This is a genomic window from Streptomyces hebeiensis (assembly GCF_052983195.1).
In genome coordinates, this window is the sequence record NZ_CM129812.1 from 7,406,072 (window position 1) to 7,427,173 (window position 21,102).

18 protein-coding genes are annotated in these 21,102 nt (G+C 72.3%); 9 read left to right on the plus strand and 9 right to left on the minus strand.

Going from position 1 to position 21,102, the window contains the following annotated elements; all coding sequences use genetic code 11:
* Positions 1-6: 6 nt before the first annotated feature.
* Positions 7-1,542, plus strand: coding sequence for a peptide MFS transporter (locus ACU6P3_RS31815; protein ID WP_447195244.1), 1,536 nt, complete (start codon positions 7-9; stop codon positions 1,540-1,542).
* A gap of 150 nt (positions 1,543-1,692) precedes the next feature.
* Here the strand turns inward: ACU6P3_RS31815 and ACU6P3_RS31820 are convergent, their stop codons facing one another.
* The 5 genes from ACU6P3_RS31820 to ACU6P3_RS31840 all read right to left on the minus strand — a co-directional run bounded on the left by ACU6P3_RS31820 (position 1,693) and on the right by ACU6P3_RS31840 (position 8,017).
* On the minus strand, positions 1,693-3,480 hold the full coding sequence (locus ACU6P3_RS31820; RefSeq protein ID WP_447195245.1) for an ABC transporter ATP-binding protein: 1,788 nt from the start codon (positions 3,478-3,480) through the stop codon (positions 1,693-1,695).
* Positions 3,477-5,294: an ABC transporter ATP-binding protein gene (locus tag ACU6P3_RS31825; protein WP_447195246.1), complete on the minus strand. Its 1,818-nt coding sequence runs from the start codon at positions 5,292-5,294 to the stop codon at positions 3,477-3,479. Before ACU6P3_RS31825 ends, ACU6P3_RS31820 begins: the two co-directional genes overlap by 4 nt.
* A 75-nt stretch (positions 5,295-5,369) precedes the next feature.
* On the minus strand, positions 5,370-6,317 hold the full coding sequence (locus ACU6P3_RS31830; RefSeq protein ID WP_447195247.1) for an aldo/keto reductase: 948 nt from the start codon (positions 6,315-6,317) through the stop codon (positions 5,370-5,372).
* A 176-nt stretch (positions 6,318-6,493) separates the two neighbouring features.
* Positions 6,494-7,066 (minus strand): AAA family ATPase, encoded by a 573-nt coding sequence (locus ACU6P3_RS31835; RefSeq protein ID WP_447195248.1) that lies wholly within the window; start codon positions 7,064-7,066, stop codon positions 6,494-6,496.
* Positions 7,067-7,135: 69 nt separating this feature from the next.
* Positions 7,136-8,017 (minus strand): class I SAM-dependent methyltransferase, encoded by an 882-nt coding sequence (locus ACU6P3_RS31840; protein ID WP_447195249.1) that lies wholly within the window; start codon positions 8,015-8,017, stop codon positions 7,136-7,138.
* A 626-nt stretch (positions 8,018-8,643) separates the two neighbouring features.
* Between ACU6P3_RS31840 and ACU6P3_RS31845 the strand changes: the two genes are divergently transcribed.
* The gene (locus ACU6P3_RS31845; protein ID WP_447195250.1) at positions 8,644-8,913 is read left to right on the plus strand and encodes a hypothetical protein; all 270 of its coding nucleotides are present in this window, start codon (positions 8,644-8,646) and stop codon (positions 8,911-8,913) included.
* A 61-nt stretch (positions 8,914-8,974) separates the two neighbouring features.
* On the opposite strand, the gene ACU6P3_RS31850 is transcribed toward ACU6P3_RS31845, so the two are convergent.
* On the minus strand, positions 8,975-10,219 hold the full coding sequence (locus tag ACU6P3_RS31850) for an SLC13 family permease (RefSeq protein ID WP_447195251.1): 1,245 nt from the start codon (positions 10,217-10,219) through the stop codon (positions 8,975-8,977).
* Positions 10,220-10,299: 80 nt separating this feature from the next.
* Positions 10,300-11,436, minus strand: a complete 1,137-nt coding sequence (locus tag ACU6P3_RS31855; RefSeq protein WP_447195252.1) for a PrpF domain-containing protein — start codon at positions 11,434-11,436, stop codon at positions 10,300-10,302.
* 127 nt (positions 11,437-11,563) lie between these two features.
* Between ACU6P3_RS31855 and ACU6P3_RS31860 the strand changes: the two genes are divergently transcribed.
* The 5 genes from ACU6P3_RS31860 to ACU6P3_RS31880 all read left to right on the plus strand — a co-directional run bounded on the left by ACU6P3_RS31860 (position 11,564) and on the right by ACU6P3_RS31880 (position 15,777).
* Positions 11,564-12,532: a LysR family transcriptional regulator gene (locus tag ACU6P3_RS31860; protein WP_447195253.1), complete on the plus strand. Its 969-nt coding sequence runs from the start codon at positions 11,564-11,566 to the stop codon at positions 12,530-12,532.
* Between the two features lie 322 nt (positions 12,533-12,854).
* Entirely contained in the window at positions 12,855-13,595 is a 741-nt protein-coding gene (locus ACU6P3_RS31865; RefSeq protein ID WP_447195254.1) for a class I SAM-dependent DNA methyltransferase, read from the plus strand.
* 151 nt (positions 13,596-13,746) lie between these two features.
* Entirely contained in the window at positions 13,747-14,058 is a 312-nt protein-coding gene (locus tag ACU6P3_RS31870) for a hypothetical protein (protein WP_447195255.1), read from the plus strand.
* A 204-nt stretch (positions 14,059-14,262) separates the two neighbouring features.
* Positions 14,263-14,787, plus strand: a complete 525-nt coding sequence (locus tag ACU6P3_RS31875) for a DNA-directed RNA polymerase subunit beta family protein (RefSeq protein WP_447195256.1) — start codon at positions 14,263-14,265, stop codon at positions 14,785-14,787.
* 15 nt (positions 14,788-14,802) lie between these two features.
* Positions 14,803-15,777, plus strand: a complete 975-nt coding sequence (locus ACU6P3_RS31880; protein WP_447195257.1) for an RICIN domain-containing protein — start codon at positions 14,803-14,805, stop codon at positions 15,775-15,777.
* Between the two features lie 205 nt (positions 15,778-15,982).
* Here ACU6P3_RS31880 and ACU6P3_RS31885 read toward each other — a convergent pair whose 3' ends face one another.
* Both ACU6P3_RS31885 and ACU6P3_RS31890 read right to left on the minus strand, forming a co-directional pair.
* Complete coding sequence (locus ACU6P3_RS31885; protein WP_447195258.1) at positions 15,983-19,618, minus strand: ATP-binding protein; 3,636 nt, start codon at positions 19,616-19,618, stop codon at positions 15,983-15,985.
* Between the two features lie 237 nt (positions 19,619-19,855).
* Positions 19,856-20,227: a VOC family protein gene (locus ACU6P3_RS31890; RefSeq protein WP_447195259.1), complete on the minus strand. Its 372-nt coding sequence runs from the start codon at positions 20,225-20,227 to the stop codon at positions 19,856-19,858.
* A gap of 82 nt (positions 20,228-20,309) precedes the next feature.
* Between ACU6P3_RS31890 and ACU6P3_RS31895 the strand changes: the two genes are divergently transcribed.
* The gene (locus tag ACU6P3_RS31895) at positions 20,310-20,771 is read left to right on the plus strand and encodes a MarR family winged helix-turn-helix transcriptional regulator (RefSeq protein WP_447195260.1); all 462 of its coding nucleotides are present in this window, start codon (positions 20,310-20,312) and stop codon (positions 20,769-20,771) included.
* A 66-nt stretch (positions 20,772-20,837) separates the two neighbouring features.
* Positions 20,838-21,035 carry an antitoxin gene (locus ACU6P3_RS31900; RefSeq protein ID WP_344274154.1) on the plus strand — a complete coding sequence of 66 codons (198 nt, stop codon included), beginning with the start codon at positions 20,838-20,840 and terminating at the stop codon, positions 21,033-21,035.
* Positions 21,036-21,102: the final 67 nt, after the last annotated feature.

Genomic DNA, 21,102 nt, shown 5'->3' on the forward strand with positions numbered 1-21,102 from the left:
GGACCGTTGAGCCGGCCCACGGGGGCGGGGCGGGACGCGGCGACGGATCAGGAGAAGGCCCCGGCCCGCCGCACGGCCGGGACCCGCTGCCCACGAGGACTGCTCACGCTGTGGAGCGTCGAGATGTGGGAACGGTTCAGTTTCTACGGCATGCGAGCGATCCTCGTGCTCTTCCTCGCCGCGCCGCCCGACGACGGGGGACTCGGGCTCGCACCGCACCTGGCGGCGGCGGTCTTCGGCGTGTACGGAGCCCTCGTCAACCTGCTGGCGCTGCCCGGCGGCTGGCTGGCCGACCGGGTCCTCGGCTCGTACCGGGCGGTGCTGTGGGGCGGAGTCGTCATCACCCTGGGCCACTGCGTCCTGGCCCTGCCCGTCGGCGCCGGGGGAACCTACCCCGGACTGCTGCTCGTCGCCGTCGGCACCGGCCTGCTCAAGCCCGGCATCTCGACCGCGATCGGCGGACTGTACGACGCCGATGGCGAGGCGGACACCGCGAAGGCCACCGCCCGACGCGACGCCGGATTCTCGCTGTTCTACATGGGCATCAGCGTCGGGGCCTTCGCCGCACCACTGGTCACCGGCTTCCTCGGCGAACGGGTCGACTGGCACATCGGGTTCGGTGCGGCCGCGGTCGGCATGCTCATAGGTCTCGTCGTCTGCCTCGCGGGCGGCGGCCGGCTGCCCGACACGGCCCGTAGGCCGACGGGGACCGCCGGCCCGGCCGGGATACGCCGCATGCTCGGGGCGGTCGGCGGCGCACTCGCCGTCGTCGGCATCGCGCTCGGGGTCACGACGCTGTTCGGAACGACGTTCATCGACGGCGTCATCCAGGCCGTCACGCTGCTCACCGTCGTCGTCCCGATCGCCTACTTCGCCTCCATGTTCCGCGCCGCCGGCCTGGAACCGGTGGACCGCGACAGACTGCGGGCCTATGTGTGGATCTTTCTCGCGGCCGCCATGTTCTGGATGATCGCCGAGCAGGGCGGTTCCCTGATCAGCCTGTTCGCCCGGGACCACGTCGACCGGACCCTGTTCGGCCGGGAGTTCCCCACGAGCTGGTTCCAGTCCCTGGGCCCGCTCTACAGCATTCTGCTGGCCGGTGCGTTCGCCGTGCTGTGGCTGCGCATGGGCCGCCGGCAGCCGAGCACGGCGGCCAAGTTCGCCCTCGGCCTGTTCGGCCTGGGTCTCGCCACGCTGATCATGGCGGGAGCCGGCCTGGCCTCGGCGGACGGCGGACGCGTCTCCCCGCTGTGGCTGCTGGCGGCCTTCTTCGTCCAGATCGTGGCCGAGATGCTCCTCAGCCCCACCGGCCTGAGCGTGACCACCCGACTGGCCCCGGCCGGCTTCACCCACCAGATCATGAGTCTGTGGTTCCTGTCGGTCGCGACGGGCAGCGCGCTCAGCTCCCAGGCCGTACGGGCCACCACCGTATGGCCGGTGGGCACCTACTTCGCGGTGCTCGCCGTCGCCGCGCTGCTCTGTGCCGCGGCCGTCGCCGCCGCCCGCGGGAACCTCAGCAGGCTCATGCGGGGGGTGGCCTGACACCGTACCGGCCACGCGAGCCCGGCCACGCGAGCCCGGCCCCGGCGCTCCCGGAGCCGGGGCCCCTGCCGCCGCCGGGAACAGACACACGTGCGCGCAAGCACCGGGCACCGGGCAGCACGCAGCCGGAACCCAGCTCCGGACGCCGGATCACGGTGCTCCGGCACCCGACGACGTCGCCGACATCCACGCCGCGTACAACTCGGCGTACCGGCCCTCGCGGGCGACCAACTCCTCGTGCGTACCCTGCTGGACGATCCGGCCCTTGTCGAAGACCAGCACCCGGTCGGCCGCCCGCGCCGTGGACAGCCGGTGCGCCACCGACACCGCCGTACGACCACGCGTGGCGTTCTCCAGGGCCTGCTGGAGGCGCTGCTCGGTGGCCGGGTCCACCGCGGACGTCGCCTCGTCCAGCACCAGCAGATCCGGGTCCGCGAGATACGCCCGCGCCAGTGCCACCAACTGCCGCTCACCCGCCGACAGAGCCTCGCCGCGCTGCCCCACCGGCGTCCCCAGCCCCTGCGGAAGTGACTCCAGCCAGCTCCGCAGGCCGAGCGTGGCCAGCGCCCGGCGCACCTCGTCGTCGGTCGCGTCGGGGCGCCCGTACCGGATGTTCGCGCCGACCGTGGTGTCGAACAGGAAACCGTCCTGCGGGACCATCACCACCCGCTTCCGCAGCGACGAGAACCGCACCTGCGACAGCGGCACACCGTTCACCGTCACCCGCCCCGACGACGGGTCCGCGAGCCGGATCAGCAACTTGGCGAACGTCGACTTGCCCGAACCCGTCTCACCCACGACGGCCACCCGGGTGCGCGGCGCGATGTGCGCCGAAATCCCGTGCAGCACCGGCGGGCCGGCCGGATAGGCGTAACCGACCTCCTCGAAACGCACCTCCATCGGGCCCCGTTCGAGGTCCGCCCCGGCCTCCCCCGGGTCGGCCACATCGATGGGCGTGTCCACGACGGCCAACGCCCGACGCCAGCCGGCCAGCGCGTTCTGCAACTCGTTCAGCACTTCCGTGCTCATCTGTGCCGGCCCGATGAACAGGGTCACCAGGAACAGGAACGCCACCAGTTCACCGGCCGTGAGACGGCCGTGCACACCCAGCACGACGCCCAGGCTCACCACACCGCCGATGGCCAGCGCCGCCGCCACCTCACCGCTGGACAGTGTGACGGCCACCAGCCGCTGCGCCCGGCTCTGCGCCCGCCGATGCTCCTCCACCGCCGCGTCGATGCGCCGCCCGATGAGGTCACCGGCACCGTACGCGCGGATCACCGCGGCACCGACGACGGCTTCGCCCGTCGCGGCGAGCATGTCACCGGCCCGGGCGCGCACTCGTCCGTAGTGCTGCGACAGTCTGCGCTGCATCGGAGGGGACACCAGCAGCAACGGGAGGAAGACCGCCCACACCATCAGTGTCAGGACCCATGAGTAGACGAACATCACCGCGCTGCCCACCACCAGTTGGCACAGGCTCACCAGCAGCATCCCGCCGAACTGCAGGAAGATGCTGAACTGGTCCACGTCGCCGGTGACCCGCGCCACCAGGTCGCCGCGCCGCTCGCCGCTCAGCGCGGGGGCCGACAGGTCGTGCACCCGCCGGAACGCCTTGACGCGCAACGTGGCGAGCCCCGCCTCCGTACTGCGGTAGAGACGGTGGTTCATCAGGTACGTGACCCAGGCCGTGGCCAGCACCACGACCGCGCACACCGCGACCGTCGTCAGGACGAAACCGGTCTGCGGGCTCTCCGGCCGCTGGATCCCCTGGTCCAGGGTGATCTGCACCGCGATCGGCACCACCACCCGCCCCGCCGCGGCCAGCAGCGCCAGCCCCGCCACGACGAGGAGACCCTCCCGCAGCCCGGGGGAGACCTGGAGCGCCCGCCGGAACGTGCCCGTGGCGCTGCCGCCCTCGCCGGTGATCCGGCTCATGCCGTCCGTCCTTCCTCGATCGCCGCGACGCCGGAGCCGTCCGGGTCGGCGCTCCGCCGCTCCTCACGCTCGTAGGCGGTGACCAGTTCCCGGTATCCGGCGCACCGCGCCAGCAGTTCCTCGTGGGTGCCGCTGTCCACGACCCGGCCGCGCTCGATGTGGACGACCTGGTCGGCGAGTGCGATGGTGGCCTGCCGGTAGGCGACCAGCACCAGGGTGGACGGCACCCGCGCGTCGCGCAGACGCGTCAGGATCCGGCCCTCCACCTGCGGATCGATGCTGGAGGTCGCGTCGTCGAGGACCAGCAGCCGCGGCCGGCGCACCAGGGCGCGGGCCAGCGCGACGCGCTGCCGCTGACCGCCGGAGAGGGTGGCGCCGCGCTCGCCGACCCGGGTGTCCAGCCCCTGCGGCAGCGCGCGTACGACATCGGCGGCCTCCACCGCCTCCAGTGCCTCCCAGACCCGCTCGTCCGGGACTTTCAGTCCCAGTAGCACATTGCCGCGCACGGTGTCGTCGAAGAGGAGCGCCTCCTGCGGCACGAACGCCACGGCCGAGGACACCTCGCCGGAGCGCATCTCCCGGGCGTCCTTGCCGTCCATCAGCACATCGCCCTCCAGCGGGTCGACGAGCCGCACCATCAGCGCGGCCAGCGTCGACTTGCCCGAACCGGTCGGGCCGACCACGGCCACGGTCCGCCCCGAACCGACCCGCAACGTCACGTCGTGCAGCACGTTGCCGGCGTCGTAGGCGTAGCTCACGCCGCGCGTGTGGAGGCTGATCGGACCGGCGTCGGCGAGCCGCAGCTCCCCCGTGGACCGGTCGCCCTCGGCGTCCAGGACGTGTCGCACCCGCGACCAGCCGACCGAGCTGCGCGGCAGCTCGGCCAGCACCCAGCCGAAGGCGCGCACCGGGAAGGCGATCATCGTGAACAGGTAGGCCACCTGCACCAGTTCGCCCACGGTGATGGCACCGGCCGCCAGCCGTACGGTCCCCACGGCGAGCACGGTGAGGATGCCGAGGTTGGGCAGCGCGTCGAGCATCGGGTCGAAGCGGCCCCGCGTCCGGCCCACGGCGACGTTGGCGTCCCGCAACCGCTCGGCGGCAGTGGCCATCCGCTCCGTCTCGTAACGCTCCAGACCGAGCGTCTTGACGACGACGGCGCCGTCGAAGCTCTCGTGCGCGATGTCACTGACCTCGGCCCGCAGGCTCTGCGCCCGGGCCGCCAGGGGGGACAGCCTGCGCTGGTAGAACACGTTCAGCAGCCCGACCGCGGGGAAGACCAGCAGGCTCACCCCGGCGAGCACCGGGTCCACCAGGGCCATGGAGACGACGGCGGCGAGCAGCATGACGACCACGCCGATCGCGGTGGGCAGCGGCACGATCGGCGCCCACACCGCCTCCACGTCCGAGTTGACGTTGGAGAGCAACTGGCCCGCGGGGTGACGCTGGTGCCAGGAGAGCGGGAGGCGCAGGTAGTGGCGCGCGACCTTGCGGCGGTAGGTGGCCTGGAGGCGGAACTGCATGATGCCGGCCCCGACCCGGCGTCCGATGACCCCGACCACGCGGAGCATCGCCACCCCGAAGATGGCGAGCCCGGCACCGGTCAGCGCGGCCGTGGTGGTCCGGCCGGCCTCGAACGCGGGCAGCACCACCCGCTCGGTGATCCGGCCCAGCACCCAGGAGGTGGCGACCGGTGCGACGCCGTAGAGGCAGCTGGCCAGCAGTGCCGCGGTGAAGATCCACGGCTCCTCACGGACGGCGACGGAGAGGACGCCCAGCCCTCTGCGGAGCGTCGAGCTGTCTGTTCCGGACACGGGAAGGTTCCTTTCGTACGGCGTACGCGTGGCCGGGCGACGCGCGGGACGCCGCGCCGTCGACGTGCACGCCGGTCACTGGCGGGCACCGGCCGGTTCCGGCAGCGCGTCCAGCAGCGCCAGGTCGGCGTCGTCCAGCCGGATGCCGGCGGCGACGGTGTTGTCCGCCAGGTACCGGGGGTTCTTGGTGCCGGGGATCGCCACCACGTGCGCGCCCCGCGAGAGCACCCAGGCCAGGGCGGTCTGCGCGGGCGTGATGCCCCGTCGCCTGGCGACCTCGCGCACGCCCGCGGCGAGCGGCAGGTTCGCCGTGAAGTTCTCCGGGAGGAAACGCGGATTGGTACGGCGGTAGTCACCGTCCGGTACGTCGTCCGCCGAGCCGAACCGTCCCGCGAGGAAGCCCCGGCCCAGCGGGGAGTACGCGATGAGCACGATGCCCTCGCGCGCGGTGAACGGCAGCAGCTCCGCCGCCTTGTCCCGGGTCCACAACGACAACTCGCTCTGCACCGCGGCGACCGGGTGGACGGCCTGCGCGGTTCGCACCTGGTCCGGCGTCACGTCGGAGAGGCCCAGCAGCCGTGCCTTGCCGGCCGACACCGCCTCGGCCATGGCGCCCCAGGTCTCCGCCAGCGGGACCCGCGGATCCACCCGGTGGAGCTGGTACAGATCGACGTGGTCGGTGCCCAGCCGGCGCAGGGACGCGTCGATCGCGGCGCGTACGTGCTCGGGACGCCCGTCCCGCCGCAGCCGGTCCGCACCGGTGACGAATCCCACCTTGGTGGCCAGGAACGCCCGCTCCCGGCGGCCGGCGAGCGCGCGGCCGACCAACTCCTCGTTGGTGTACGGGCCGTAGACGTCGGCGGTGTCGATCAGGTTGGCGCCGAGGTCGAGGGCGCGGTGGATCACGGTGACCGACGTGGCGTCGTCCCGGCCGCCGGGATCGTAGGCGTACGACATGCCCATGCACCCCAGACCGATGACTCCCGGTGACTGTCCGTCCGGTCCGATCCCAAGCGTGCGCAAGGCGGTTCCTCCTCATGGTCGACGGGCCGGCACACAACAGGAGCGGGAGAGCGGGAGGCGCGAGTGCCGGACCGGCGGTGCGGGCCCTGTGCGGGAACGCGTCCCCGTCCGCCCGCCGGTCCGGCCTGTGGGTCGCACGGAGAGGGGGCGCCCCCGGCCGGGCGACGGGGCCCCGGTCAGGCGATGGCGCCCTCGGTCCAGGCCCGCTTGAGGATCTCGTCGACCGTCTCGTCGACGGTCTGCGCCGAGGTGTCGAGCCAGAGCCCGATCCGGGGTGTGCCGTCCCGCAGCACCCGGTCCAGGTCCTGCGGCTGCCAGTCCGGCCCGTACCCCGACTTGGCCCGCTTCCGCTCACGCTCGGCGACGGCCTCGGGGTCGGGCGCCAGGACGACGACGGCCAGCGGCCGGCTCGTGATGGACTCGGTGATCTCGGCCAGGTGCTCACCCAGCAGGACGTCCTGGACGATGGCGGTGAAGCCGGCCCGGCAGTAGGCGTCGGCGGACGCGGCGGTCAGCCGGTGCCGCAGCCTGAGTTGTGCGACGGCCTCCGGCGGTGCGTCGGCGGTCATGTTCACCTGACCGTTGACGATCATGCGGCGAAAGAAGTCACCGCGCACGTGGACGGAGCGTGTCAGGCGCTCGGCGAGTGCCTGCGCGACGGTCGACTTGCCCGCCGCGGAAATACCCGAGATGACGATGACGCCGTTGGTTTCCGCGTCCTGCGGAGGCGTGCTGGTGATACCGGTCATGAAGGGAAGGAATTCCTCTCTTGCGTGCCGACGGCGCGAAGGGCGGCACGGCGGCAATGTGGCGTGTCGCTAGGCACGTTCGAGGACGAGGAGGTCCATGGAAGCGGGCCGACGGGTGGAAACGCCCCAGGTGCCGAGTCGTGGCTCCTGGCACATGCGCAGATCGTAGCGCGCCGCTACCGCCTGGATGTGTTCCAGCCGGTAGGCGATGGCGTATGTCGGTTCCTCCTTCGAATGCACGAAGTAATTCCCGTGGTCGTGCGTGAAGCTGAACGCGGTGTTCCCGCGGGAGATGTTCTCGGCCACCTTGTCGTCCACCAGGTACGCGGTGGCGAGACACCGCCCCCCGGCCCGGAGCACCCTAGCGGATTCCGCGAGGTAGTTGTCCATTTCCTCGGGCATCAGGTGACTGATCAGCCCGACGAGCGCGGCGATGTCGAAGGACGAGTCCTCGGCGGGGAAGCGGAAGTCGGATGCCGAGAGCCTGCCCTCGGGATTGTAGATTTCCTGACGGATGTCGACGTGTTCGAAACGGAAGTTCGGGTGGCGCGCGCCGATGGTCGAACTGCACCACTCGATCGCGTGCGGCACGATGTCGAAGCCCAGGTACGAGCCCTCGGTGAGCACGTCCGTCAGGGGAATCGCGACGCGCCCCGCTCCGCAGCCGGCGTCGAGCACGTCGTGGGACGGGCCCATTCCCAGTTCGTCCCGCATGTAGGCGGTGATCTCGCGGCCGACCTTGAGGAAGTCGCCGTTGCCGATGAATCGGCGGTATCGGCGAGGCGGCAGGAACCGGTGCTCCCGGCCGCGCATTCGGTCCAGGAGATCCAGCAGGCGCAGCCCGGCGCGGTAACTGGATCCCCGTAATCGGTCGATGCCACCGGACCGGCGGAGCGACGAGGTGTACTTCGTCGCCCTGAGCGACTTCAACTCCGACTTGTTCCCCGGCACAGGTGATTCCTCTCTCCCCGGAATCGGGCTTCGACGTCACGGGCGGGGCGGCGGCGCGACTCGGCGGGAGCGCGGCCGGTGCCCGCCCGTCCGGTCGACATGTCGACCGGACGTCCAACGGCCGACGGTCTTTCGAGCCCCCCGTCTCATTCCCTCGCGTCATTCTAGGATTCCGAAGACCGGATTGCGATAACGGCGAGGGAAGTGAGCTGCGCACCGCGAATCGAATAAGACATGTGTGCGGCTCAGATTCGGCGGATCCTCCGACGACGACCACCGCTCTCACCACGGACACGGCGCCCGCCCGCCGCCCAACAGGCCGAGGACGCGCGGCGGTCCCGAAAACACCTTGGCGCACCGGGATGAGGACCGGTAGGGGCGCCCCTTGGAAGGTGGCCTCCCATGCCCCTCCCGGCGAGGTTCGCCCCGTGTCGACGCCCGGTACGCGTTCCCCCGGACGGGCAAACCTCGCCGGTCGCGGCACCGGAACGGGTGAGCGTACGGCTGGGCTCGCACCTGGTCGTAGACAGTGCGTGCCTCTTTCGCCCGAGTGGACACCCCACGTGGCCGGCCGCCCGGCCGGTCACCCTAGACTGCCCTCGTTCTCATATTGATCGGAGCATGACATGCGTCGCCTTGCCCCCGCACTCGCCCTTCTGACGGCCGCGGCCCTCGCACTCGGCGGGTGCGCCCGCGACTTCGAGGAAGGCCCCGCGGGGAAGGTCACCGACAAGGTCAAAGACGGGAAGAAGTTCTACCTGGTCGTCGACCCGGACAAGCCGGATAAGCCGGGCAAGGGGGACGAGGAGGGCGAGGAGAAGAAGTTCCGGGTCAGCAAGTACGACTACCACGACTGCAAGCGGGGCTCCACGTACCCCAAGTGCGTGGGCGATTGACGGCTCGCGGCCGAGAGCGGCGGCGCAGGTGTGTTCGCCGTGCGGAGGGCCGCCGCGCCCGTCAGGACCAGGGCAGCACGAGCGCTCCCCACGCCACCATCGGCCCGAACCCGACGATGCCGCAGGTGTAGCCGATGATCTGGCGGTAGAAGCGCCCACGGTCCACTCCGCGGACGTTGCTGAGGACCAGGGCGCCGTTCGTGGAGAACGGCGAGACGTCGACGATCGTGGTGGAGACCGCGAGGGCGGCGATCAGACCGGCGGCGTTGAGGTGGCTGGAGAGCAGCAGCGGGACGGCGATCGGGATGATCGCGGTGAGGATGGCCGTGGAGGAGGCGAACGCGGACGTGACGGCGACGGTGAAGCAGAGCAGGAGGGCGACCACCAGCGGGGTGCCGAAGCCCGCGGCGTGCTCGGAGATCTTGTCGATGATGCCCGCGTGCTCCAGCATCGCGATGTACGTCATCATTCCGGCGACCAGCAGCAGTGTGTGCCAGCTGATGCCGTCCACCGCCTTCTCCTGACGCCTGGTGTCCAGCAGCGCCAGCACCGCACCGGCGGCGAGGGCGAGGACGCCGATCTCCAGCTGGAAGCCCAGGGCACCCACCACGAGAACGGCGAGCGAGGCCAGCGTGAGCCCCTGGTGCCAGGTGAGCCGGGCGGACGCCGTGGCACCGTCCCCCGACTCCTCCTCGGCGACGGGCGGCAGCGTCCGGTTGCGCAGCGCGGCGAAGGTGATCACGGACAGCAGGACGTTGACGGCGAAGCTCGCGAAGAAGAGCGTCGCCGGGGCGACGGAGAGGTCGGTGTCCCGCACCATGCCGAGCACCAGTGCCCCGGAGACGGCGAGCGGGGAGAAGGCCCCCGCGTGGGCGCCGCTGATCACCAGCATGCCGGTCATCAGCGGGTTGATGCCGTAGCGGAACGCGAAGTTCATCGCGATGGGCACCAGAATGGCGACCGCGGCGGGGGTGAAGGTGCCCAGCGCGGTGAGCGCGCCGGCGAGCAGGAACAGCACCCAGGGGATGAGCGAGACCCGGCCGCGCACCAGGCGCACCCCCGCCGCGACGAGGAGGTCGACGGTGCCGTTGCGGCGGGCTATGGCGAAGAGATACGTGACGCCCACGATGGTGATGAAGAGGCCCACCGGGAAGCCTTCGAAGATCTCTTCCTCGGTCAGGCCGAGGGAGGCGGTGCCGATCGTGAACGAGGCGACGAAGGCCAGGATGCCGATGTTGATCGGCAGGACGGTACCGACGACGAACATGACGAGCAGGGCGCCGACGGAGATCAGCTCAGGAGACATCTTTGTCCTCGTGTGGGCAGGGGCAAGGGGGAACACGCCGGCCGGACCGGCGGCACGCGCGGAGCGGACGGTGGACGTCCTCAGGCGGCCACGGCCGGGGCGGGTACGAAGATCTCGGCGTCGCACAGGATGCGTGCGGCACGCCTGACGGTGACCCGGGCGGGCCCGTCCGGGGAGAGGCCGGACGCGCGGACGGCGAGGACACCGGCCGGGGTGCCGATGCGCAGCGTGGAGCTGCCCGGCGCGGTGGACGCCTCCGCGACGACGGTGCCCTCCCGAAGATTGGCGACGGCCACGGCGACGGCGGAGGTGAGGCCGATCGCCGGGTGGGGGGCGTTCATGGACAGCATGCGTGCGGAGACGTCGTAGTCCTCGGCCGCGATCCGCTCGCCGAGCGTGCTCGTGTACGGGACGGGCGGCCCGACCAGACCCACCTTGGGCACCGCGTCCCCCGGCCTGTCGCCGGGCCGGAGCAGGCCCATACGGGCGGCGGCGCTGTGGCGTACCGCGCGCAGCCAGGGGATCTCGGCCCGCGTCTGCTCCAGGGTCTCCGCGCCGGTGCGGCCGGCCCGTCGCGCGTCGACGAGCACCACGGGTGCGCCCGCGTCGACCATGCTCACGTACGGTGGCGGAAGCGCCGCTCCGCCCGGGCCCGCCGGGGCCGTGGAAAGCTCCTCGGCGGCCGAGCCGGTCGGCAGTCCGGCGCCGGTGCCGCTGCCGACGGGGTCGTGGAAGGTCAGCCCCACGGCGACCCCGCCGGAGAGCGTGCCGGGAACGGTCTGGGTGCCGAACTCGTGCACGACACCGCCGGTGGTGTCCACCTCGGCCCGGAGGATCGCGCCGGTGTTGGTGTTGTGCATCGTCACCCGGGTGCGGTCACCGGTGAGGGGCACCAGGCCCTTGGTCACCGCGTACAGAGCGATGGCCGTGGCGCAGTTGCCGCAGTTGCTGCCCCATTCGACGGTCCCGGTTCCGATGCCCACCTGGGCGAAGAGGTAGTCGACGTCGATGCCCTCGCGTGAGCTGGCGGCGACGACGGCCGCCTTGGACGTGGTCGGGGTGGCACCGCCCACTCCGTCGAGGTGGACGGGGTCCGCCGCGCCGTAGGCATCCACCAGAAGGCGTTCCAGGTGGGCCCGGTCGGCGGGGACGTGCACTTGGTTGAAGAGCCAGCACTTGCTCGTGCCGCCACGCACCAGAGTCGCGGGGATGTGCATGTAGGGAGGAACTTTCTGTGCGGTGAACGACGTGTGAACCGTCGAGCTGCGATGACCTTCGCAAACCGCAGGGTTGAGCACAATGTCTGTCTTCTTCAGTAGCCTTTAGTAGGGCTAAACTCGGATGGTGTTGAACGTACGACGTCTGCTGCTCCTCGCCGAAGCCGCCGAGCGCGGCTCTCTCACCGCGGCGGCGGAAGCGCTCTCCATGACGACCTCGGCCGCCTCCCAGCAGATGTCCCTGCTGGAGCGGGAGGTCGGACAGCCTTTGCTGGAGCGACTGCCACGCGGGGTGCGGACCACCGCCGCGGGCGCGGCGCTGGCCGAGCGCGGCAGAGCCGTCCGCCGCGAACTCCAGGCCGCCCAGGCGGACGTGCGCGAGTTCGCCGACCTGGACCGGGGAACACTGCGCCTCGGCTCGTTCCCCACGGCCAGCGCCTCGCTGCTCCCGCTCGCCCTCACCCGGTTCAGCGGGCGGCACCCGGCGATCCGCACGGTGGTACGCGCGGGCGTGCTGGAGCGGTTGCGCGAGATGCTCCATGTGGGCGAGGTGGATCTGGCACTGATGTGGGAGTACGAGTGGAACCGGATCCAGGACAAGGACCTGACGCTCGCTCCGCTGCTCGACGACCCGACGGTGCTGGTCGTCCCCGCCGACTCCGAACTGCTCACCCGCCCCGCGGTGCGCCTCGGCGCCCTCGCCGAACAGGAGTGGATCATCCGCGCGGAGAACCACCCGGTGGCGGAGGTGCTGCGGCGCAGTTGCCGGCTGGCCGGCTTCGAGCCGCGTATCGCCTACGAGTCGCACGACTACCAGGAGGCGCAGGCCATGGTCGCCGCCGGGCTGGGCATCGCGCTCGCCCCACGCCTCGCGCTGACCAACCGGCGCAGCGACGTGCGCCTGCTCGCCTTCGCCTCGGACGCCCCGGCCCCCGTCCGGCGGATCCTGCTCGCCAGCCCCCGGCACCGCGCCGCCACACCGACGGCCCGGGCCATGGCGCGGATCCTGCACACGGTGGCCCAGCAGTTCACGGACTCGGGCCTGGACCGAGCCCAACTGGGGGCGGTGCGTCGCGGCGGCGGCGCTCGCCACTGACGCCTTCGGCCATCCATCGGATTGCCGTCCCCACGCCGCGGCGGCGCCGAACAAGCGCCCGCCCTGGGGCGCCTGCCCCGCCTGCCCCGGCCTCGGCTCCCGTACGGAGCTCGACTCCGGCCTCGTCGTGCCGGACGACACCAAGTCGCCGGCGAAGGCGCCGTCGCCCCCTGGACCGACACCGGCGGCGCCGACGACTCCGCCCGCCTGCTCGAAGCCCTGGCCGCCGCCCTCGCCGAGGACGGCCACCGGACGCCCGGCCCTCGCGTCCCGCCCCGAAAACGGCGGGCGCCGGCCGGGCCGCGAGCGGTACGGTCCGGGCATGGAGGACGAGGACGGTTACTTCGGAGAAGAGATCGCGGCCACCTATGACGAGTCGTCGGCGGCCATGTTCCGGCCGGAGGCGGTGGACCCGGCGGTCGACCTGCTGGCCGGCCTGGCCCACGACGGACGGGCGCTCGAATTCGCCAGCGGCACCGGTCGGATCGCCCTGCCTCTGGCCCGCCGCGGAATCCCGGTCCACGGCATCGACATGTCACGCGCCATGACGGCCCGGCTGCGCGCCAAGCCCGGGAGCGACGCCGTCGACGTGACGATCGGCGACTTCGCCACGACGAGGGTCCCGGGCACCTTCGCGGTCGCCTACCTCGTCTTCAACACGATCAACAACCTCGTGACGCAGGACGCCCAGGTCGCCTGCTTCCACAACGCCGCCGCCCATCTGAGGCCCGGCGGCTGCTTCGTCGTCGAGGTGGGGGTCCCGGACCTGCGCCGACTGCCGCCCGGACAGGACGCCGTGCCGTTCGAGATCGGCCCGACGCGATGGGCCTTCGACACCTACGACGTCACCACCCAGGCGATGAGTTCGCATTACGTCAAGATCGTCGACGGGCGTGCCGAGCACTGGTCCGTCCCGTTCCGGTACGTATGGCCCGCCGAGCTCGACCTGATGGCACGACTCGCCGGCCTGCGGCTGCGCGACCGCTGGGAGACCTGGACACGGGAGCCGTTCACCGCCGAGAGCCGCTCGCACGTCTCGGTCTGGGAGAAGCCCGTCGACTGACCGCGGCCGGAAGGCGGGAGTCGCAGACGGACCGTGGTGCGACGAGGGCCTCGTCGGCTGGTACCCGCGCGACGGACGCCCCGGCTTTCGCCGCCCGGCCGGACACCGTCCATGTGCCGCTCCGGCCCGTCCCCGTCGCAAACCGGGGTGAGTGTTGTTCACCCGTGGCGCGTTGCGGACTCCTCCGGTCCGCGCAGGGCGGGAACCTGACGACGTCGAGGCGCTCTGGGAGCACCTGCTCGACGGCACCGTCGACTGGGTCGTCAGCGACCACGCGTGCTGCCGCGAGGAGGTGAAGTTCGGCGAGCCCGAGGACGACGTCTTCCTCGCCAAGGCCGGCTTCGGCGGTGCCGAGTACCTCCTCACCGACGCCTTCTTGAGGGGCAACCACATCGTGCGGGCGGGCAAGGTCGTCGGTCCGCCCCTCGGCGCCTACCTGCACCGTCCGACCGGCACTGCCTGAGCCTGGGCGACCTGCCCGGCCCCGGCGGACCGGACGGCACGACGACACGGATCCCGGACCTGCCGACGGCGGCCACGTCACCGGCGGCCCCCCGTTCCGACGCGTGGGAACGGGTGCTCCCGCCCGCGTCCTATCGGGTTCCAATCGACCACCGACAGGGTGGCCCGTGGACAGAGGAAACCACTTCCCTCGCAGGAGGCCGCTTTGCCGTCCCCGATCACGCGCCTGGGCGCCGTCCTCGCCGCGTCGCTCGCGACCGTTCTCCTCACAGCGCCCGGTGCGTCGGCGGCGGAACCGCCGCCGGTGAAGTTCACGAACCAGCAGAGCAAGCTGTGCGTCAGACTCCAGGACAACCAGCTCATCAGCGACTGCTACGGAACATCGCGTGAGATGACCTGGACGCTGGTCGCACCCCACCTCGCGCCGGTCGAGTACCGCTACATGCGCTCCAGGTTCAACAGCGGTTGTCCCTGGGTCGACGGGACCACGATCACCCTGACGCCCTGCACCGACGGAACGCAGCAGGTCTGGGTCATGGTCCGCTACGAGCCCCAGGCACCGCCCGCAGGCATGGCGGGGCTCCGGCTGCAGAGCCTGAACACCAGGAAGTGCCTGGACACCGACGCGGCACGGGACTGGGCGATCGTGCCCAACACCTGCAGCAACTTCTCCACGTCGCAGCAGTGGAACATCCCGCTGGACGCCTTCGACGCCATCTTCACCGAATGAGGAAGGAGGGCTGACGTGCTGTCATCCATCAGACGTGCCGGGCGGGCCGCTGTCGTCGCCGCCGCGACCTTGCTGGCGGCGTCGCTGTCGCCGGGGCAGGCGACGGCGGACACCGGGAAGACCTGGCTGGTGAACCAGGTGAGCAACGAGTGCGTCCAGGGACAGGGCGAGGCCGGGACCGTGGACTCCGGGTGCATCGGCTTCACCCAGGACATCGAGTGGCGCTTCGCTCCGGTCCCCGGGATGCCCGCGTCGGTCGAGTACGTCAAGCTCGACGCGTTCGCCGAGCCCGGTGAGTGTCTGGACAACAACGGGTCACGCATCTACGTACTGCGCTGCAACGGGGGCGGCTACCAGCAGTGGATCGTCACCAGGTTCCAGGCCGCGCCGCCCTCCGGGGGGAAGGTCGGCGTCCGGCTGAAGAACGTGGCGACGGGAATCTGCGTCGACACGACACGGACCAACTTCAGCGGCTGGAAGATCTACCCGAACTCCACCTGCAACGACGGCCCGTACCAGCAGTGGAACATCGACCCTGGGGTGGCCGCCGGACTGGGGGAGTCCGTCCCGGGCGACGCCTCGCACGCCGGTATGACGTGGACCGTGCTCAGCCGGCGTGCCGACGGTGTGGTGCAGGTGGGCCGGGACGAAGAGGCCAGTGACCCGTACAACGGCGACACTCCCGCTCAGGCGTCGCTGCCGGTGCTGTGCCTGCGGACCGACGGGCGTCCGGCGCCGCCCGGTGTCCCGGCCGACGGGGAGAACAGCTGGGCCGAGGGCCAGGTCAAGGCGACGCCCGAGGTCCGGGGCGTGAATCTGGTGAGCCGTGCCGTGGCGGACGCGACCTGCGCCGTGTACTTCGGCCAGGGCTGGCGGATGGCCGAGTTCCACGACGGCGGGGGCTGGTCGCTGTGGGCCGACGGCCCGTTGCCGACCGGTGTCCGCTTCTGGACCGCGATCAACGACCAGCCGGCCAATCCTTGGAACTGAGGGTTTCGGGCCGAAGACCTCGTCCGGCCGGTTGACGGGCCGGTACGGGCGTGGCGGGCGGGGCACGGGCCGCCGGGGGGCGCGGCACCGAGGCCCCGGCCCGAGGGGGGAAAGGGGGGGGCGGTGCGGGCTCGCCGAACCGCTGTTCGGTGAGCCCGCACCCGGCCGTCCCGGGCGGAGCTCCGCCCGGGCCCGGGGCGCCCGGTCACCGTTCGGCCGTCAGCTCTGCCAGCCGGCCGGCCGAACGCCGCTGCCAGCGCGTGCAGCCGAGTTCTCCGTTGTGTCCGACCGCTCCGCGCATCAGCCGGATCGCCAGTTCACGTTCGCCCGCCACGGCGGCCACCTCCCCGAGGAAGTGGTCCACCGACCCCCAGCAGAGCATCGCGGACCCCGTGGTCACCGCCCTTCCCGCGTAGGGGAGCAGCCGGCGGAGCGCCACCCGGCAGGAGGCGGCGTCCCCGCACAGCGCCCAGGTGTAGGCCCGCAGAACCGTCTGAAGGAGCCACAGCCAGTCCTGCGGCGGATCCGGCCGCAGGCCGGCGGGCGGACAGAGCGTCCTGGCCTCCGACCGCCGGCCCTGAAGCGCCCGGACGAGGCCCAGATGCTCCGGAGTGACCGGCCCGCCCGTCCGGTGCGCCGCGCGTACCAGGGGCTCCATCTCCTCGTAGCGTTCCTCGTCCAGCAGCCAGGACACGCGGTGGGCGAACAGCGCGGGTTCGGCTCCCCACGCCGTGTGCCGGTGCAGTTCGTACGCCTGCGCGGCCAGCCGCTCGGCCGCCGCCAGATCGCCTGCCAGCCCCCGGCGCATCGCGGCCCACCAGCGCAGGTGCACCTCCACCTCGGGCAGTCTGACCCGCTGGTTGGCCAGCGCGCAGGCGTCGATCCCGCGCTGGGCGGCCGGCATGTCGCCCGCCTCCAGCCGGATCAGGGCCCGGCGCAGCAGCAGTGTCGGCATCCAGTCCGCGCTCACACCGGGCCGGGTGGCCAGGTCCAGTTGCTCGTCGACGAGTTCCTGGCGCTCGGCGAGCGTACGGGGATGGCGCACGGCCTGGTGGCGCAGGTGGAGAGCTTGGAGCAGCAAGGTGTCGTCGCCGAGCCGGCGGGCCATCGCGACGGCCTCGGCGGAGAGCCGGTCCTGGGCACTGTCCACGTGCGGGCCGGCCACGCCGCTTTCCGCGTCGGCCGCGGTGGGCGTCCCGGGGTGTCCGGCGGCGGCCGGGTCCGGTGGGTGGTCGAAGTAGCGTTCCGTCGCGAGCGCCGCCAGCGCGAGGCAGCGCAGCGGCGAGTCCTCCTCGGGCAGCGACCGGAGGGCTTCCTCCAACGCGGTCACGACCGTGTCGTCGTACGTTCCGTATTCCCGTGTGGGAGTGAACGTCTCCACGGTGTGTACGGTCGCGGCCAGGGCCAGCGCCTCGGGATCGCCCAGCGAGCGGGCCAGGCCGATCGCGCGCTCCAGGGCGACCGCGGCCTCCTCGCGCTGTGCCGCCCGGCAGGACAGCCGCCCCCACCGTACGAGCAGCCCGAACAGCCGGCCGGTCTGCTCGGCGGTGCCGGGCGGCGCGTGGTCGTCGACGATCCGGACCGCCGCCGCGACCAGCCGCGCGGCGTGCCGGTGGGCGTACGCGGACTCGGCGCGGCCGGCCGCGGCGGACAGCGCGGTGACGGCCTGCTCGGCGTGGCCGACCGGTGCGGCGGCGAGCCAGTGGAAGGCGACCGCGTCCAGGAGTTCGGGGCTCGCGTTCCCTCGGGAGGCACGCCGCTCCTGAGCCATGGCGACCCGGGCGTGCAGCCGCGCGACCCGTACCCGCGAGTACGTGTGGCGCAGGGTGTCGCGTACCAGCGCGTGGCTGAACCGGTAGCGGCCCACGAGGCCGGTTTCCACGATCAGCCCCCACAGCGCCGCCGCCTCCAGGATGTCCAGCAGCCGGTCGGCGGACACGTCGCTCACCTCGGCGAGGAGTTCGAAGTCGAACTCCTCGCCCACCACCGCCGCCACGGTGAGCACCTCCGTCGCACCGTCGGGGAGCCGGCGCAGCCGGTACGCCACGAGATCGCGGGTGCCCTCCGGCAGTGCCTCCGCCAGCGGTCCCGTGTCCACCACCGGTAACAGCCGGGCGAGTTCGGTGACGTGGAAGGGGACCCCGCCGCAGCGCCGGTGGACGATCCTGGCGACCTCCCGGTCCACTGCGTGACCGGCCCGTCGGGCGAGGGCGCGTGCGACCTCCGGCTCGGTGAGGCGGCGCAACGGCCAGCGGTGCACCCAGGAGCCGGTCATGTCCGCGATCAGCGAGGCGGCCGGACCGTCGAGTTCCGGGCGGTCCCGCGAGGTGGCGAGGAGCAGCAGCGGCAGTTCGGGGAGCATGCTGGCGAGGACGCGCAGAACCCGGACCGAGTCGGGGTCCGCCCGGTGCAGGTCGTCGATCACCACCAGGAGGGGCTGTTCGGCGGCGGAGCGGGCCAGGCGCTCCACGACAGTGGCCGGGGTCGCCTCGGCCCGGTGCCACGATCCGTCCCGGTACGGCTTCAAGCCGCTCCGGGCCCGTTCGCCGCTCCGGGAGAGTTCCCCGCCCGCTCCCGACCACGTGGCGGGGCCGGGCGTCCGGGCCCGTTCCGGGGATATCCGGGCCCGTGCGCCGGTCCGGTGTCCGGTTCCGTCCGGGTCCGCCACGGAGCGAAGGACGGTCAGCCAGGGCCACAGGGCGGGCACGCCCTCGTCGTCGGGACACCTGCCGACCGCGGCCGGCAGACCACGCGCCGCCGCCCGCTCCAGGGCGGCGGCACCGACCCGCGTCTTTCCGATGCCGGGCTCGCCGGTGATCAGTAACAACGCGCCCCGGCCGCCGGACAGTTCCGTCAACGCCCGGTCCAGGCTTGCCAGTACGTCGTCGCGGCCCTCGAGTCCGGAGTCCGGCGTGTGCCGCGGCCGGCCGGTGACGGGTCCGCGCCCCGGCCGGTGACCGGCGAGGGCGGGGGCGGTCGGCGGGGACGGCCGGGAGGCCGCCACCGGGGGCCTGCCGGGACGCGTCTCCCGGGCGGCGGTCGTCCGGGCCCGTTCCTCATTCGGCGGCGGCGCCGGACGGAGGGCCCGGTCGAGCTCCAGAAGGGGGTCCTGCCCGAGGATGGCGCGCTCGATCCGGCGCAGTCCGGGGCCCGGTTCGATACCGAGGCCGTCCGCCAGTACCCGGCGCACCTCCCGCAGTGCCTCACGCGCCTCGGCCTGCCTGCCGCAGCGGTACAGCGCGACGGCGAGCATGAGCCACCGACGCTCGCGCAACGGCTCCGCGGCCACCAGTGGCCTGAGCCCCGCGGCGGCGGACTCGGCCAGCCCGGCGGCGAGTTGGGCCTCGGCGCGCCGCTCCTGGGCGACGAGCCGCAGTTCTTCGAGCCGGCTCGCCTCCAGTGCCGCGAACGGCTCGACCGTGAACTCCCCGAAGGCGGGCCCCCGCCACAGCCCCAGCGCCCGGTCGACGGCGGCGAGTGCCTCGACGGGCCGTCCGTCGGCCAGGAAGGTACCCGCCGACGTGGTCAGCGCCGCGAACCGGGCCGCGTCGTACCGCTCGGGCGGCACGTCGAGGCGGTACCCCGCGGGCGAACTGACCAGCAGGCGCGCCGCCTTCCGGGGCGCGCGGTCCGGCTCCAGGGCCCTGCGGAGGTTGGCCACGTACGCCCGCAGGGTGCCGACGGCGGAGGGCGGCGGGTCGTCGCCCCAGACGCTGTACACCAGCCGTTCGACCGAGACCGCGCTGCCCGCCTCGGCCAGCAGGGCGGCCAGCACCCGCCGTTGCTTCGCGCCACCCAGCCCGATGGGCCTGCTGCCGATCTGGACTTCCAGGGATCCCAACACCGCCCACCACACAGGGCCGAACCTAATCCCGTGCGGAGCGTTGATCAATGATCTTCCGCCTCGCACCGGTGCGCGAGGGCAGAGATCCGGCCACCGTGCCCGCACTCGCGGTTTCCGGGCCCGGAGCCCGCCCGGAAAGCAGGGAGCCGGCCGGGACCGTTCATGTGCGCCGTCCACGCCCGTGCGTGACCGGGCGCCCTCGACGGGAGCGCGCGGTGGCCGACGGCGCTCACGTCAGCCTCCGTGCACGGTGAGCCGGTAGCCCTCGGGGCCCATGAAGGAGAACGTCGGCCCGAACGGGCTGTCCAGCAGCGGGCCGACGTCCGGTGTGCCCGCCTCGACCAGCTGCTCGCGCAGCGCACTCGCGTCCGACGTGCGCAGCCACAACGCCACGCCCAGGCCGGGGCGCGCGTCGCCGGTGAGGTCGACGCCCGGGAGCGGCTCGCGGACGGCGAACGGGACCGGGCTGGTGGTGAAGACGACCGCGCCGGGCGGCGAGGCGGGGGCCCGGCGCAGCCCGAGACGCTCCTCGAAGAAGGCGGCCGCGGCGGGTACATCCGTCACCTGCAGGGCGATGAAGTCGGGGCCGTCGACGGTGGCGGGCATGGTTCCTCCCGGGAAGGTTGATGTCAGGACTTTGACATGGGTGACTGTAGGCGCCGCTTCTCCCGCATGTCAAAATGCTGACATGGAAGACCGTGCGCCCGTGCCCTCCCCCCATCCGGCCCGCGACGTCACCGAGCACGTGGGATACCGGCTCAAACGCGCCTCCGCCGCCCTGCGCGGCGCCATGGACAAGGCCCTGCGCGAGCACGGCCTCACCGTCCCGCAGTACTCCTGCCTCGAACTCCTCGACGAACGGCCGGGCCTGTCCAACGCCGACCTGGCCCGCGGCACCTTCGTCACCCGGCAGTCGGCCAACGTCGTCCTGCGTGGCCTGAAAGACGCCGGTCTCATCACCCGGGCCGCCACCACCGACCACGGCCGCGCCCTGCCCGTCCACCTCACCCCCGCCGGACGGCGACGCCTGCACGCGGCCCGGGTGGCCGTCTACGCCATCGAGGAACGCATGATCGAAGCCATCCCCGCACAGCGCCTCGCCGCCCTCCTCGCCGACCTCGACACCATGTCGGACGCCCTCGACGACTGAGACGCCGTAGCCACCGTGGAATCATTGCCCGTCCGGCAGTTCGAGTGAAGGAGACAAGGCCCCCACATGTTCGACGCGCTGAAGAACCTCAAGGACAAGGCGGAGGATCTCGCCGAGGCCCACGGCGACAAGATCTCCGACGGACTGGAGAAGGCCGGCGACTTCCTCGACGACAGAACCGACGGCAAGCACAGCGACAAGATCGACACGGCTGTCGACAAGGCTCAGGAGTACATCGAGAAGCTGGGGGAGAAGAAGGACTGATCCGATCCGGACGGCAGGGCGCGGCATGACGTCCGGCAGCCGGAACCGGGGCGGTCGCCCGTACGGT

Excerpts from the sequence above, each read along its gene's own strand:
- ACU6P3_RS31855 (WP_447195252.1), bottom strand. The coding sequence starts at position 11,436 with ATGCACATCCCCGCGACTCTGGTGCGTGGCGGCACGAGCAAGTGCTGG.
- ACU6P3_RS31850 (WP_447195251.1), bottom strand. The coding sequence starts at position 10,219 with ATGTCTCCTGAGCTGATCTCCGTCGGCGCCCTGCTCGTCATGTTCGTC.
- ACU6P3_RS31900 (WP_344274154.1), top strand. The coding sequence starts at position 20,838 with ATGTTCGACGCGCTGAAGAACCTCAAGGACAAGGCGGAGGATCTCGCC.
- ACU6P3_RS31895 (WP_447195260.1), top strand. The coding sequence starts at position 20,310 with ATGGAAGACCGTGCGCCCGTGCCCTCCCCCCATCCGGCCCGCGACGTC.
- ACU6P3_RS31820 (WP_447195245.1), bottom strand. The coding sequence starts at position 3,480 with ATGAGCCGGATCACCGGCGAGGGCGGCAGCGCCACGGGCACGTTCCGG.
- ACU6P3_RS31845 (WP_447195250.1), top strand. The coding sequence starts at position 8,644 with ATGCGTCGCCTTGCCCCCGCACTCGCCCTTCTGACGGCCGCGGCCCTC.
- ACU6P3_RS31835 (WP_447195248.1), bottom strand. The coding sequence starts at position 7,066 with ATGACCGGTATCACCAGCACGCCTCCGCAGGACGCGGAAACCAACGGC.
- ACU6P3_RS31865 (WP_447195254.1), top strand. The coding sequence starts at position 12,855 with ATGGAGGACGAGGACGGTTACTTCGGAGAAGAGATCGCGGCCACCTAT.
- ACU6P3_RS31890 (WP_447195259.1), bottom strand. The coding sequence starts at position 20,227 with ATGCCCGCCACCGTCGACGGCCCCGACTTCATCGCCCTGCAGGTGACG.